The organism is Haemophilus parainfluenzae (assembly GCF_014931415.1).
Lineage (GTDB): Bacteria > Pseudomonadota > Gammaproteobacteria > Enterobacterales > Pasteurellaceae > Haemophilus_D > Haemophilus_D parainfluenzae_AF.
Map to the genome: position 1 here is coordinate 236,348 of NZ_CP063121.1, position 15,127 is coordinate 251,474.

Here is a 15,127-nt window from a genome sequence, read left to right on the forward strand (position 1 = left end):
ATCCTACTTAACTTGCTTTCGTTACTAATAAATTTGCTAAAGTTTTCACACCAATTCCGGTTGCACCTACCGCCCATAAATCACTACCTGATTTACGATAAGTAGCCGAACAGTCAATATGCAACCAACGTTGTTGATAGTTCTTCACAAAATACGATAAAAATGCCGTTGCAGTACTTGCCCCTGCCACAACTGGTGCTGTACCCGTATTTGCAATATCCGCAAAAGAAGAAGTGATTTGGCTACGATGGAACGCTTCAAAAGGTAAACGCCAGAACGGTTCATTTTCTTCTTTCGCGGCTTGGAATAAGCTATTTACCAACGAATCATCCATAGAAAGCACGCTGTGGTAATCATTACCCACTGCCACTTTCGCCGCACCAGTTAAGGTTGCACAATCGACAATAAATTGTGGATTTTGGCTATCGGCCTCAATTAAACCGTCTGCTAACACTAAACGCCCTTCCGCATCAGTATTTAAAATCTCAGCAGTTACACCATTTTTATAGGTAATGATATCACCCAATTTAAACGCATTACCGCTCACCAAGTTTTCTGCACAGCATAGATAGAGTTTTACACGTTGATTTAAACCGTGCGCAATTGCAAACCCTAACGCTCCTGTTAATAACGCAGCACCACCCATATCGGTACGCATGGTGCTCATGCCATCACTTGGTTTGATGCTATAACCGCCACTATCAAAAGTAATACCTTTACCGACCAAACACGCTAATACCGGCGCATTAGGATCATTGGTCGGGTTAAAATCTAATTGCAACATAGCTGGTGGATTAATAGAACCACGACCCACCGTAAAGATCCCGTGATAACCTTGCTCTTTTAATGCTTCACCAGAAATGATTTGAAAACTGACCGCACTTTTATCGGCATAACTTTCGGCTTGTTTAGAAATAAACTCAGCCGCGCGTTCAGCTAATTTAACCGGCGTAAGGGTTTGTGCCGGCTCATTAATAATTCCACGCACAAAATCACCGCACTCGATACGAGCTAATAATTCATCTTGTGGCTCATCCTCTAAATGAGGAAACTCAATCGAATAATCTTGCTTCGCCGTGTAAAAACCTTGATAAAATGCCCAGCAATTTTCTAATTCCCATGCATCACCCATAAGTTCAACGTCTTTAATGCCTTGTCCACGTAACTTGCGTGCGGCTTTTTGCACTAAAACAAGGTTCGATTTTTCATCATCTTTAAGGTGAATAATAGCTTGATCTTGCTTAAAACTTAAAATGGCATTTTTGCCCCAACTCTCCGAAGCGGGAGCCGTTGATAATGTAATTTGCATGTGGTTCTTCTCCTTTATTTATCTATTATTCTCTAAGTACCATTTTACCGTCTGACGAAGTCCTTGTTCAAAGGTTATTTGCGGTTGCCAACCTAATTCTGCATGAATTTTAGAACAATCCAATGAATATCGTACATCGTGACCAGGTCGGTCTTTTACAAAAGTAATTAAATCTTCGTAATACTTAATGTGAATAGGCTTATTTGGTGCAAGTTCTTCGAGTAATTGGCAAATTGTTTTAACCACTTCAAGGTTTGTTTTTTCACAATTTCCACCGATATTATAGCTTTCCCCGACTCGACCTTTTGTTAAAACTAAATATAAGGCTTGAACATGATCTTCCACAAATAACCAATCACGAATCTGCTGCCCATCACCATAAATTGGCAAAGGCTTTCCCATCACAGCATTTGAAATCATTAAAGGGATAAGCTTTTCAGCGTGTTGATAAGCCCCATAGTTATTGGAACTGTTTGTGATAATCACCGGCAAACCATACGTGCGATGCCAAGCACGCACCAAATGATCACTCGCCGCTTTTGAGGCTGAATAAGGACTACTCGGATGATAAGGGGAATGTTCGGTAAAGGCTGATTCGGAAAGGGATAAATCCCCATACACTTCATCTGTAGAAATATGGTGGAATCGAAAGGCAGATTTTTTAGCTTCGTCTAAGGTGTGCCAATAATTCTTAGCAACCTCTAACAATGTATAAGTACCCACAATATTGGTTTGAATAAAATCAGCCGCTCCTGTAATAGAACGATCAACATGACTTTCTGCCGCCAAATGCATCACCGCATCCGGCTGATATTTCTCGAAAACGCTTTCTATCTCTTTAAGATCACAGATATCAACTTTTTCAAAAGCATAACGAGGATTATTTTCCACCTCTTTCAAAGCTGATTGATTTGCAGCATAGGTCAGCTTATCAACATTGATAACAGAATCTTGAGTCTGATTAATGATATATCGAATAAGGGCGGAACCGATGAAGCCGGAACCGCCGGTGATGAGGATGCGTTTCACTAATAAGCTCCAGTTTTCTTCCAAACAACTTTCACTGTTTTAAGTAAAATCACAATATCATTCCATAAAGACCAGTTTTTAGCATACCAGGTATCAAAATAAACTCGTGTATCATAGCTCACGTTATTTCGCCCACTCACTTGCCACAAGCCTGTCATCCCTGGTTTAGCCATAAGGTAATAATCTACATCTTCTTGATAGTAAGGTAATTCCTCTTTTACAATTGGACGGGGGCCAACTAAACTCATCTCACCTTTTAGTACATTCCAAAGTTGCGGTAGTTCATCTAGGCTTCTCGCTCTTAACCATCTGCCTATTGGTGTAATGCGTGGATCATCTTTAAGTTTGAAATCTTTTTCCCATTCCAATCTTGCACTTTCATCCGTGGCTAAAATCTTTTCTAACACCTCATCTGAATTATTTACCATTGTTCTAAACTTCAAGCATTTGAATTCCTTTTTATACTGCCCAATTCTTGGATGTCCATAAATAAAACTTCCACCATCTCTTTTAATTATAAAATAGAGAGGAATGCAGAATGGTAAGAGCAAAAGCAGAAGAAAAGATGCTGCGAATATATCAAAGAGCCGCTTCATTATTTTAGATGAGCGTTTGGCTAAATTATTATTCACCCTAAAAAGTACCATTTCTTGGCTGAATAAAAAGGACATATCTGTACCATAGAGCGGAATACCGCGAAAGTCAGGAATGACAGAGATCGATCGACAACCTTTACGAATTAAATAACGCAGCCAAAAATCTTGCTTAACCTTATTTTCTTCATCAATCGCTAAAATAAACTGAGTAAATTCTGGTGAGACTAATTTCATGAGTAATTCAGGGTTGTGTCGCATAACGGGAATACCTTCGATGAACTCTGAATCATAATCCTCTGTTGTCACAAATAATTTAATATCAAACCCTAAATAAGACTCATTATTTAATGCATCAAAAACTTCTTTTGCATTACGCCCATTACCAATAATAATAGTTTCTTTCAGATACATACCTGTTTTGATTAATAGCTTCTTCACCATAACTCGAGCAAATGGCAGCAAGATAAAAATACAACACCAAGTAACAGACCAGAAATATCGAGAAACATAAAGGCGAGAAAATGCCACGATAGCAAGCTCAATAATAAACAGAATAACTAATGTTCTAAAAATCTCTTTTAACTCAAACCAAAATGGTTTTCGATATGTGTAATGACGCAACCGTATCCAAAACCATAACACGCCAACGATGGATATGCAGGCATGAATCAACACATAAATATCAAATTCTTCTAACGGGAAATAAAAATGACCGTTTCGTGCAATATCTAACACGTCATAAGCAATAAATAACGAGCTAAATAACACTAACAAATCCGTCATTAAAAGGATAAATTTACACCATGTAATTCTATTCATGATTACCCCTTACCTTAAAAATTTCCGTTTTAACAGATTAAGCCCTTTTTTAATCAAATTCTCACCATCTAAATTTACAACAGGAAGATATTTCACATTTAGTTGATTATACAGAATCCAAACATTAAACAAACGTTCTGCAATAAACCCAAAGACTCTTTTTTGATAATTATCATACTGAGTAATATCTATGCGCTGCTCTAATTCAAACAATATAGAGAAAAGCCAGTGACAGTATTCTGATGCTTTTTCTGATGACATCACAAACATATTATAGAGATGTAGTTTACGGCCTTGCATCACGGCATCAAAACTCTCTAAATATTCAGGTTGCAATTCAGTGATGACGTCTCTTGTGAGATCAAGATCTTTGATATGATGTGCATGTTGGTAATGAGAGTAAATTGATTCGATAAAATAATTCCGTTTTCGCGGTAAAATCACATCGTATTTATCTAAAATGGTTAACAGTTCTGACTCTGAAGCAATTCTTTTTTTCTTCAAATGTAATCCTTTACCCGCGAAATAACGACGATAATGTACTAAGCCAATATATTGATTATTTTCAAACACACTGTTTTTCCAAGCCCAATAAAGCCCAGTTAACTCACAAAAACTACTGTTTTTCTCAGCGATACTTACACCTGAATTATCTTGGTAAAAGTCCTTAGTTTTTAGACCATTTGTAATCTTGCCCCCTACAAACAGCGGACGATAACATGCTGAATGAGGGAATTCATAGTCTTTATGCGTAATCACTAATACAGTAAGTTTTTGCATGTTATTTTAAGTAATCCTTGTGATGTGAGAAGTCCCCCATTATGCCATGAAAGATTCCTCTGATAGCAATGCTTAATTTGGAAAAACTCGGTTTGGTCAATGAATAAAACCATAAGGTTTTAAATATAAATGCAAAAACATGTAAATAACCACTGTACTTTTTGTGATTAGAAATAGCATTTCTACACATGCAATAAAGCTTCAACTTTGATGGAGTATCATTAAAATGTAATTTATTGAAAAACATTGGCATACCTAATGATTCATCCTTAGGATGATAGAAGTAAGCATCCACGATAGACGCAATTTCTACCCCATACTTTTTCATTCTTGCCGTGTATTCCATGTCATCCCCCCAAATAAAATACTCTTTTAAAGGGAAGCCAACTTTTTCAACCACTTTCGATGAAAGCAGAATACCGTTAAATGGAATAACAATACCGTCTATTTTTTCTTTGATTTCTAAAGCTTTCAGATCAGCTAACGTATCTAATCTTTTCAAGGTTGAAGGTAATCGCATTGGAAAACAAAATTTATTTGGTTGTTTAATATCAAGGACCAATGGGCCTAAATAATTATTTTCTGTCGCGAATGGGAATAAACTCGCTAAACAATCATTCGCAGGCATCCCATCATCATCCATCAACCAAATATAATCAAAACCTTGTTCAAACGCATACTTGATCCCTTCATGAAATCCACCTGCACCGCCCATATTTTCGGGCAAAGTGATCAAAGTAAAAGTATCATTATTTGTCCAACCATGTTCACCTAAAAAATCAGCAGTGCCATCAGTACTGGCATTATCAATCACTACAATATGAGATAACGAATGTGTTTGGGCTTTTAGTGCATTTAAACAATTTAATAATAATGCTTTGCGGTTAAACGTCACAACCACTGCACAAATTGATTTTTCAGTATGCATAATTGACTCAATTTTATTTAAACAAAAGCCATACACGAAATCGTATATGGCTTGATGATAGACTCGCTATACTTAATCCATATTCACATAGAATGGTTTAAGTGCGGTCTGTTTTTCTAACGATTCTTTCACAACATCAGCTGTTTCTAAGGCCTCTTTAATCGTCACATCCATATCTAAATAACGATAAGTACCTAAACGACCAACGAAAGTCACTTGTGTCTCTTTATTTGCCTTTTCTACATATTGTTGTAAAAGTGCTTTATCTTTCACTAAACGAATCGGGTAATACGGAATATCATTTTCACCACACAGACGACTAAATTCACGATAACAAATTGTTTTCTCGTGTTGTTCCCATGGTGCAAAGTGTTTATGTTCTGAAATACGAGTATATGGTACCTCTTCATCACCATAGTTCATTACCGCATTACCTTGGAAATCGCCTTCATCACGGAATGCCTCGAAATCTAAGGTGCGATAACCTAGGCGACCTAATTCAAATCCGAAGTACGCATCTAAAGGACCAGACCAGAAAATGTGATCAAATTCTGCTTTCATTGATTCAGCAAATGGCGTATTTAAACGCACTTCAATATTTTCATGATCTAAAATCGCTTCTACAATTTGTGTATAACCGTTTTTCGGCATACCTTGGAATTTATGTGCGAAGTAGTTATCGTCATAGTTAAAACGCACAGGTAAGCGTTTTAAAATGCTTGCCGGTAACTCTTTTGGCTCAACACCCCATTGTTTTTTAGTGTAACCATAGAAGAAAGCTTTATACAAATCCTTACCTACAAAACGCATTGCTTGCTCTTCAAAGGTTTGTGGATCAGTAATAGACAAATCTGCTTGTGCTTCAATTAACGCTTTTGCTTCTTTCGGTGAACACGTTTTGCCAAAGAATTGGTTAATCGTATGCAAATTAATTGGGAGAGAATAAACCGCACCTTGGCTAATCGTTTTTACGCGATTAACAAATGGCATAAACTCACCAAAGTTGTTCACATAATTCCATACTCGCTCATTATCAGTATGGAAAATATGTGGGCCATAAACATGCACCATTACATTTGTTTCAGCATCACGTTCAGAGTGACAGTTACCTGCCACATGGCTACGAGAATCGATAACAACCGTTTTATAACCTTTCTCTGCTAATTCGCGAGCGATAACGGCGTTGGAGAAACCTGCGCCTACTAGTAAGAATTTTTTCATAAATACCAATCCTATATTATTCTTTAAAATATTTAGTTCTTAGACTCATAAAAGGTTTTTCGATAGAGTAAAATGATAAGGCCGCCATCACAATAATAAATGGTAATCTAATTAAATTATTCCCTATACTTTCCGCTAAGTTAGTTGGTTCTGACAAACCTAACAGATCCGATATAATCATAGCTACAGGAAGGTGCAAAAGATAAATAGAAAAGCTCAAACCACCTAACCAAGCAAAAAACTTACTTACTCCTGCCCCTAATTTATTTGAAGGAATCTCAATCATTAAATAGGAAACAATTATAATTCCGTAAAAAACAGCCTCCAGAGGAAAATCAATAACTGAAGATAAAAATTTATTCTGCTCTGCAGGAATATTATACTTTAGAATAAATGTCAAACTTACTATAGATAAAATAATTAGAGAAAGAAGAATTAGTCTATTTTTGGTAAATACTTTCTCTATATATAACACACCAAACAATATACCAATAATAAATTGGTCAATCCTCCCTACTATTGAATGATACAAATTATAATAAATCCATCTATCATTAAGAAAAACAATCATTCCTCTAAACATCATCATCATTAAAATAAGTAAAAAGAGATATTTCTTACCATATTTGGTATAAAAAGAAATTAAAAATGGAAATAACAAGTAAAATTGAAATTCAACAGCTATAGTCCAAATAGGGCCTGAAGGAAAATATTCCTGCCCCCACCCTGTATCAGGATTCCCTGTATTCAACTGAAGAGTAAATACTCTTAAAATATCTAAAGGGGATGAGTTAGCTCTATTTACAGTTATCACAGCAAAAATAACCAAAGTAAGTAAAGGAAAAATCCTTAACACTCTATTATAAATAAATTTCCAATAAACTATTTGCTTCTCTCCTGCTGCACAAATTAAGGTAAATAGAAAAGCACTTAAAACTAGAAAAAGACTAACACCTGTATGCCCATGTTCAACCCAAACTCTAGCAAACTTCTCAAATATATTTGAAGAAGTAAAGCTAGAGAAGTTAATTCCTTTGAAATGAAAAAAAACAACCAATATGGCTGCAAAAAATCTTAGATGATCCAATCTTGATAGGTATATAAAATTCTTAGATTTCATATTAATCTCACATCAATAAAAATCTTTTAATAAAACCATATTTATTTGATAACAATTTGGCGTAATAACTAAGCTTAATTCCACTCAACTTATATTTTTTCCATAGCATGATCACTAACTTATCAACTTTAGAGAAACAAACATCTTTATTACAATCATATACTTCATCAATAAAGGATGAGTTAAGGATTTCATTTAGAATATTGTCCCTTAGTTTAATATTTTTTTCATGCCATAGATAATAAAATAGACAACCTCTTATTTTAATATAAAGCCAATGAGATAAAAAAGCCTGCTCAAACTCGTTAAGTGGATAGGTAGAAAACATTTTCAATTGAGTTGATATAACAGACTTTTCATAATCCCAATATTTTTCATCATATTTATTAGTTGCTGAAGATGCATGAGGAATATAATGATACAATCTTTGTCTAATTGTTCTTATCCATCTACAATGCTTTAAGTAATCAGAAATAAATAAAGCATCCTCCCCTAGTTTTAAGGTTGTATCAAATTTAATATTATTATCAATTAAAATTTCTCTTTTAAAGAGTTTATTTACAGAAAAATTAGTATATTGAACATAATTATACATACTTGGCTTAGATAAAAAGGATCTAATATCCATGTAACCATCTGATACTGGGAACCACTGTTCATCAATGCTACAAACAACAAGATCAGAGTTTCTTATATTTTTTATCAAAGAATAGAGAAAATTATTTTCAACAAAGTCATCAGCATCGTGAAAAACAATATATTTTCCACAAGCAATCTCAATTCCTTTATTTCTAGCTGCTGACACCCCAAGATTTTCCTGGGTGAAGAACTTTATTCTTTTATCTTGAGAGTATTCTTTTTCTAAATGAGAATAATCTTTTTTACTTCCATCATTAATAAGCAGCACTTCAAAATTTATAAAGCTTTGCTCTAGAATAGAATCTAGAGCCTTTCTTAGCATAAGATGAGGTGTATTGTAAAACGGTATTATAATAGATACATCAACTAACATATAATTACACTCCCTCAAAAATATTAATTTTTCTCTTTTTATCTCTAAGCGTTTGGATTTTACCCACTATGCCATACCCAAAGAAACTAACTTTTCTTAAAAACTTAACTGCCCCATTTTCTATACTATTATAATAATCAGGATAATTCTCTTTTAATTCTCTATCAAAGGCAATTAGCGCATCTTTATGCTCTTTAGTACCATTTAAGGCAAAAAAGAATATATATTGCCACTCACATACCCAATGTAATCTTTCTTTAAAAATCTTTTTAGTTCTCTCTGAAGTTATATTTTTCTTTTCATAATCTAACATTACCGATAACATTTTGAGATGATCTCGCCAATTTTTTCGAACGCCCTCTATGCTCATACTTTGACCATTTCTAGCTAATCGATAGTAGTAAATAGGTAATTCGTAATAGGAGAAGGTCTTGCAAAACCCCATCACTTTCAACACAAATTCAACATCAGTATAGAAACATTTCTCCGTGATAGTAACATGATTATTTTTTAAAATATCTAATTTCACAGTTACAGTATGCATCGCAGGACAAAATAAAGGTATTTCAGAGATTAAAATATCTTTTCTCCAAGGGATATCCCACCCTGAGGATAGTGTTCTTAAAATAGCCCCATTCTTATCGGAAAAAGTTGTGAAAGGAGAATGAATCAGATCTGCATTTGTATTTTTGAGATAGAGAATAAAATCATCTAAATTTTCATGAGAGAAATAATCATCACCATCTAATTGTTTAAAATACTTACCCGTGCCAATCTCAATTCCTTTATTTAATGTTGATCCCCAACCACCATTTTCCTTTTTAACTAATTTAAAAGTATTAGGGTATCTTTCTTCATATTGTTTAGCTATCTCAGCAGTATCATCTTTAGAACCATCATCAACTATTAAGACTTCAAGCTCATCCTTATACATAGAATTAGTAAATGGTTCTAATGCCTCATCTAAATATTTAGAAACGTTATATGCAGCAATAGATACAGTTAAAATTTTTTGGTTCATTACGTCCTCACTTTAAATAGTTTTCAATATACCTATACGAAACTTTAAAAAATAGCCATTATTATAATACTCAATATATTAATTGCCTTAAACTTAGCTAACTAATATTAGCTATTCTGAATATAACGGAATAACATCTTCTGCCTTCCCCATTGCCTTTACGATACCTCTATCAATCCAAATAACATTCTGACAAAGCTCTTTTACCTGTTCAATAGAATGCGAAACAAATAAAAGTGTTGTTCCATCTGAAAGCATTTTCTCCATACGAAGCTTACATTTTTCTTGGAATGCAGCATCACCTACAGCCAATACTTCATCCACAATTAAGATTTCAGGCTTCACTATCGTTGCAACAGCAAAACCTAATCGAGCCGCCATCCCTGATGAAAAGTTTTTAAGCGGCACATCCACAAAATCTTGCAATTCAGCGAACTCAATAATTTCATCAAAATGTTGCTCCATAAAAGCTTTCTTATGTCCTAGCAATGCACCATTTAGATAAATATTTTCTCTTGCAGTGAGCTCACCATCAAACCCGGCTCCTAGCTCAATCAATGGTGCAATATTACCATGCACTTCTACTGTACCTTTATAGGGTTTTAGAATGCCGCAGATCAATTTTAAAAGGGTCGACTTGCCAGAACCATTGGTACCAATTAAACCCCAAGACTCACCTCTCTTCACTTCAAGATTAACGTCTTTTAATGCTAAAAACTCTTGGAACATAAGTTCCCCCTTTAGCATCTTAATCACATACTCTTTTAAGCCATTATATTGTTCGGTTGCTTTATTAAAACGCACCGTAGCATTAGTGACTTTAATTACTGTTTCTTTATTCATTAGATATATAAAATAAATTCGTCTTGTTTTTTATTAAAATACCAAGCCCCAAGGACAAGAACCAAAATAGCCGTACCAAAACCGATTAGAATCGAATCAGTCTGTGGAAATTTTGCATGTAAGACAATATCTCTGAATTGCTCAATATAGCCATACATTGGATTTGCATTTTTGTATAAGTCTTGGTATTCCTCCGGAATGATCGATACGGGGTAGAATAATGGAGTGAGGTACATCCACATTGAAATAAATACGCCCCATAAATATTGAATATCACGGAAAAAAACTGTAATTGCAGAAAGCCATAAACCAAGTCCTAAACTAAAAATAAATACTTCCAGAATAATGACAGGGAAAAATAAAAGATTCCAAGAAAACTCCGCATCTGTAAAAATCATTACTAACAGCAATGCACCAAGAGAAAAGAGTAAGTTAACTAGAGAGCTTCCTACCTTAGAAACTGTAAAAATATACTTTGGTACATATGTCTTCTTTATTAATGCTGAATTTCCGGTAATGGAACCAACAGACATATTGGTTGCTTCAGTCATAAAGCTAAAAAGAAATTGCCCCGAGATCATATAAAGCGGGAAATTAGGAATATCAAAGCGGAAAAGATTAGAAAAAATAACAACAAGAACCATCATTAACATTAAGGGGTTCAAAATACTCCACAGATACCCTAAATAACTACGACGATACTTAAGTTTTACGTCTCTTATAATTAGCTGTTTTAAAAGCTCATCAAAAGCAAAAAATCGACGAAACTTTCCTACAAATTTACTTAGCATAATCTAGCCCTATCTATAATCGGATTTCGATTATACACGAATTAAATACAATATACACATACAAAAAGTGCGGTCAAAAATGACCGCACTTTTCTTGTTCAACAACTTGAATTCTGTTGTTTATCATTATGCATAATACATCTCAAACTCAACCGGATGTGGTGTCATATTTAAACGTTCTACCTCTTTACGTTTAATATTAATAAATGCTTCGATAAAGTCTTTAGCAAACACACCACCCTGCGTTAAGAACTCATAGTCTTTTTCTAATGAATTCAATGCTTCTTCTAGTGAGCTCGCTACCGCTGGAATATCTTTTAATTCTTCAGGTGGAAGATCGTAAAGATTTTTATCCATTGCATCGCCTGGGTGGATTTTGTTCACTACGCCATCAAGACCTGCCATTAATAATGCCGCGAATGCAAGATATGGGTTTGCCAGTGGATCTGGGAAGCGCGCTTCAATACGGATCGCTTTCGGACTAGTTACTGCCGGAATACGAATTGACGCAGAACGGTTACTTGCAGAGTAAGCCAATAATACAGGTGCTTCAAAACCAGGCACTAAACGTTTGTATGAGTTAGTACTTGGGTTGGTGAAAGCATTTAATGCTTTAGCATGCTTAATGATACCGCCGATGTAATAAAGTGCGGTTTCAGAAAGACCGGCATATTTATCACCTTGGAAAATGTTTTTACCATCTTTGCTTAATGACATATTGCAGTGCATACCTGAACCATTATCACCTGTGATTGGTTTTGGCATAAAGCAAGCGGTTTTACCGTGTTCTAATGCAACGTTTTGTACCACGTATTTATAGATTTGCGTTTCATCTGCTTTTAAAGTTAAGCTATTGAATTTCGTTGCAATTTCGTTTTGGCCCGCGGTTGCCACTTCATGGTGGTGAGCTTCGATGACTAAGCCCATTTCTTCTAAAATCAAACACATTTCAGAACGAATATCGTGTGCCGTATCAATTGGTGCCACCGCACAATAACCACCTTTTTTCAATGGACGATAAGCATTGTTACCACCTTCATATTTTTTGTTGGTGTTCCAAGCAGCTTCAATATCATCAATGGCGAAAGAACCGCGGTTCATTGATACATCAAAACGTACATCATCAAATAAGAAGAACTCAGGTTCTGGACCAAAGAATGCCTGATCTGCAACGCCTGTTGAACGCATATAGTTTTCTGCTCGAATAGCAATTGAACGCGGATCACGATCATAGCTTTGCATGGTTGTTGGCTCATAAACACTACAACGAATTGAAAGTGTTGGGATCTGCGCAAATGGATCGACTACCGCAGTCTCAGCGATTGGCATTAAAAGCATATCGGCTTTGTTAATGGTTTTCCAACCTTCAACAGAAGAGCCATCGAACATTTTGCCATCTTCAAACATATCTTCATCGACAAGGCTAACCGGGATAGAAACACCGTGTTCTTTACCTTTAATGTCAGTGAAACGAAGTAGTGCGAATTTAATATCGTTCTCTTCGATCAGTTTGAATACGTTGGCAATTGCATTTGCATTTGGCATAAGGAGTCCTCTATTTTGCTATGTGTATAATCTTTAATAAAATTAAAAGAGCATTATAACGCAATCGCTTGCCTTTTTCATAAGATTTATTTTATGTCTTGGCATAGCAGAGCAGCGAAATATCGTGTATAATTTTTGCCCTTTCGAGATTCTTGTAGAGTGGGTTTACTCACTAATTCAAACTACTTGGACTATTCGGTGGCATAAAAATTCCACCCTACAAAACTTAAACTTTAAGAACGTAATAAATGAAAAACGACATTGATATTAATAAATTGCGCAATATCGCAATTATCGCTCACGTTGACCATGGTAAAACCACCCTCGTTGACAAACTCCTTCAACAATCCGGTACATTTGAATCAACTCGTGGTGATGTTGATGAACGCGTAATGGACTCAAACGATCTTGAAAAAGAACGTGGTATTACCATTCTTGCAAAAAATACCGCAATTAACTGGAATGGTTATCGCATTAACATCGTAGATACCCCAGGACACGCCGACTTCGGTGGTGAAGTAGAACGTGTACTTTCTATGGTGGATTCTGTACTTTTAGTGGTAGATGCCTTTGACGGTCCAATGCCACAAACACGTTTCGTGACACAAAAAGCCTTTGCTCATGGTTTAAAGCCAATCGTAGTTATCAACAAAGTTGACCGTCCAGGCGCACGTCCTGATTGGGTGGTGGATCAAGTTTTCGATTTATTCGTTAACCTTGGCGCAACCGATGAGCAATTAGACTTCCCTATTATCTATGCTTCTGCATTAAATGGCGTCGCAGGTCTTGAACACGAAGATTTAGCGGAAGATATGACCCCATTATTTGAAGCGATCGTTCAACACGTTGAACCACCAAAAGTGGAACTTGATGCGCCATTCCAAATGCAAATTTCCCAATTAGACTATAACAGCTATGTGGGTGTTATTGGTATCGGGCGTATCAAACGTGGCTCAATCAAACCAAATCAACCTGTAACGATCATTGATGGTGAAGGTAAAACTCGCCAAGGCCGTGTCGGTCAAGTATTAGGCCACCTTGGTTTACAACGTTATGAAGAAGATGTTGCTTACGCAGGCGACATCATTGCGATTACCGGTTTAGGTGAATTAAATATCTCGGATACTATTTGTGATATCAACGCCGTTGAAGCCTTACCTTCATTAACCGTTGATGAACCAACTGTCACCATGTTCTTCTGTGTAAATACTTCTCCTTTTGCGGGGCAAGAAGGTAAATATGTGACTTCTCGTCAAATTCTTGAACGTTTAAACAAAGAATTAGTTCACAACGTGGCATTACGCGTAGAAGAAACACCAAACCCAGATGAATTCCGTGTTTCTGGCCGTGGTGAATTACACCTTTCTGTATTAATTGAAAATATGCGTCGTGAAGGTTATGAGCTTGCGGTTTCTCGCCCTAAAGTAATCTATCGCGAAATCAACGGTAAAAAACAAGAGCCGTATGAGCAAGTGACTATCGACGTAGAAGAACAGCACCAAGGTTCTGTTATGGAAGCATTAGGTATCCGTAAAGGTGAAGTTCGTGACATGATGCCAGATGGCAAAGGTCGTGTACGTTTAGAATACATCATTCCAAGCCGTGGCTTGATCGGTTTCCGTGGTGAATTCATGACGATGACATCCGGTACAGGTTTACTTTACTCCAGTTTCGATCACTACGATGACATCAAACCAGGTGAAATCGGTCAACGTAAAAACGGTGTATTAATTTCTAATGCAACTGGTAAAGCATTAGCTTATGCGCTATTTGGTTTACAAGAGCGTGGTAAATTAATGATTGAAGCTAACGTAGAAGTTTACGAAGGCCAAATCATCGGTATTCACAGCCGTACAAATGACTTAACTGTTAACTGTTTACAAGGTAAAAAACTCACCAATATGCGTGCATCAGGTAAAGATGATGCTATCGTCTTAACTACGCCGGTGAAATTTACACTTGAACAAGCCATCGAGTTTATCGATGATGACGAGTTAGTGGAAGTGACACCAGAGTCGATCCGTATCCGTAAAAAACTCTTAACGGAAAACGATCGTAAACGTGCAAACCGTACGACAACTAGTACGAGTACTCACTAATTAAAAACGTGCGG

13 protein-coding genes are annotated in these 15,127 nt (G+C 35.9%); 1 reads left to right on the plus strand and 12 read right to left on the minus strand.

The genetic code is table 11. The features are described 5' to 3' along the window. Positions 1–7: 7 nt before the first annotated feature. From pepB to glnA, 12 genes are all read right to left on the minus strand, one after another. On the minus strand, positions 8–1,309 hold the full coding sequence (gene pepB / locus INP93_RS01200; RefSeq protein WP_197544915.1) for an aminopeptidase PepB: 1,302 nt from the start codon (positions 1,307–1,309) through the stop codon (positions 8–10). A gap of 18 nt (positions 1,310–1,327) precedes the next feature. After that, the gene (gene rfbB / locus INP93_RS01205; RefSeq protein WP_197545306.1) at positions 1,328–2,338 is read right to left on the minus strand and encodes a dTDP-glucose 4,6-dehydratase; all 1,011 of its coding nucleotides are present in this window, start codon (positions 2,336–2,338) and stop codon (positions 1,328–1,330) included. Further along, positions 2,338–3,753 carry an undecaprenyl-phosphate galactose phosphotransferase WbaP gene (gene wbaP, locus INP93_RS01210; protein WP_197544916.1) on the minus strand — a complete coding sequence of 472 codons (1,416 nt, stop codon included), beginning with the start codon at positions 3,751–3,753 and terminating at the stop codon, positions 2,338–2,340. Before wbaP ends, rfbB begins: the two co-directional genes overlap by 1 nt. A gap of 9 nt (positions 3,754–3,762) precedes the next feature. Then, a complete protein-coding gene (locus INP93_RS01215; RefSeq protein ID WP_197544917.1) occupies positions 3,763–4,533 on the minus strand; it encodes a DUF4422 domain-containing protein in 771 nt (256 codons plus the stop codon). A gap of 1 nt (position 4,534) precedes the next feature. Next, positions 4,535–5,461: a glycosyltransferase family 2 protein gene (locus INP93_RS01220; RefSeq protein ID WP_197544918.1), complete on the minus strand. Its 927-nt coding sequence runs from the start codon at positions 5,459–5,461 to the stop codon at positions 4,535–4,537. 72 nt (positions 5,462–5,533) lie between these two features. After that, the gene (gene glf / locus INP93_RS01225; protein WP_197544919.1) at positions 5,534–6,682 is read right to left on the minus strand and encodes a UDP-galactopyranose mutase; all 1,149 of its coding nucleotides are present in this window, start codon (positions 6,680–6,682) and stop codon (positions 5,534–5,536) included. Positions 6,683–6,698: 16 nt separating this feature from the next. Continuing rightward, complete coding sequence (locus INP93_RS01230; RefSeq protein WP_197544920.1) at positions 6,699–7,802, minus strand: acyltransferase family protein; 1,104 nt, start codon at positions 7,800–7,802, stop codon at positions 6,699–6,701. Between the two features lie 7 nt (positions 7,803–7,809). Beyond that, the gene (locus tag INP93_RS01235; RefSeq protein WP_197544921.1) at positions 7,810–8,814 is read right to left on the minus strand and encodes a glycosyltransferase family 2 protein; all 1,005 of its coding nucleotides are present in this window, start codon (positions 8,812–8,814) and stop codon (positions 7,810–7,812) included. 4 nt (positions 8,815–8,818) lie between these two features. Next, positions 8,819–9,835 carry a glycosyltransferase family 2 protein gene (locus INP93_RS01240; RefSeq protein WP_197544922.1) on the minus strand — a complete coding sequence of 339 codons (1,017 nt, stop codon included), beginning with the start codon at positions 9,833–9,835 and terminating at the stop codon, positions 8,819–8,821. A 111-nt stretch (positions 9,836–9,946) separates the two neighbouring features. Then, positions 9,947–10,678 carry an ABC transporter ATP-binding protein gene (locus INP93_RS01245; protein ID WP_197544923.1) on the minus strand — a complete coding sequence of 244 codons (732 nt, stop codon included), beginning with the start codon at positions 10,676–10,678 and terminating at the stop codon, positions 9,947–9,949. Further along, on the minus strand, positions 10,678–11,469 hold the full coding sequence (locus INP93_RS01250) for an ABC transporter permease (protein WP_197544924.1): 792 nt from the start codon (positions 11,467–11,469) through the stop codon (positions 10,678–10,680). Before INP93_RS01250 ends, INP93_RS01245 begins: the two co-directional genes overlap by 1 nt. A 126-nt stretch (positions 11,470–11,595) precedes the next feature. After that, a complete protein-coding gene (gene glnA / locus INP93_RS01255; RefSeq protein ID WP_197544925.1) occupies positions 11,596–13,014 on the minus strand; it encodes a type I glutamate--ammonia ligase in 1,419 nt (472 codons plus the stop codon). 248 nt (positions 13,015–13,262) lie between these two features. Between glnA and typA the strand changes: the two genes are divergently transcribed. Next, entirely contained in the window at positions 13,263–15,113 is a 1,851-nt protein-coding gene (gene typA / locus INP93_RS01260) for a translational GTPase TypA (protein WP_005695275.1), read from the plus strand. Positions 15,114–15,127: the final 14 nt, after the last annotated feature.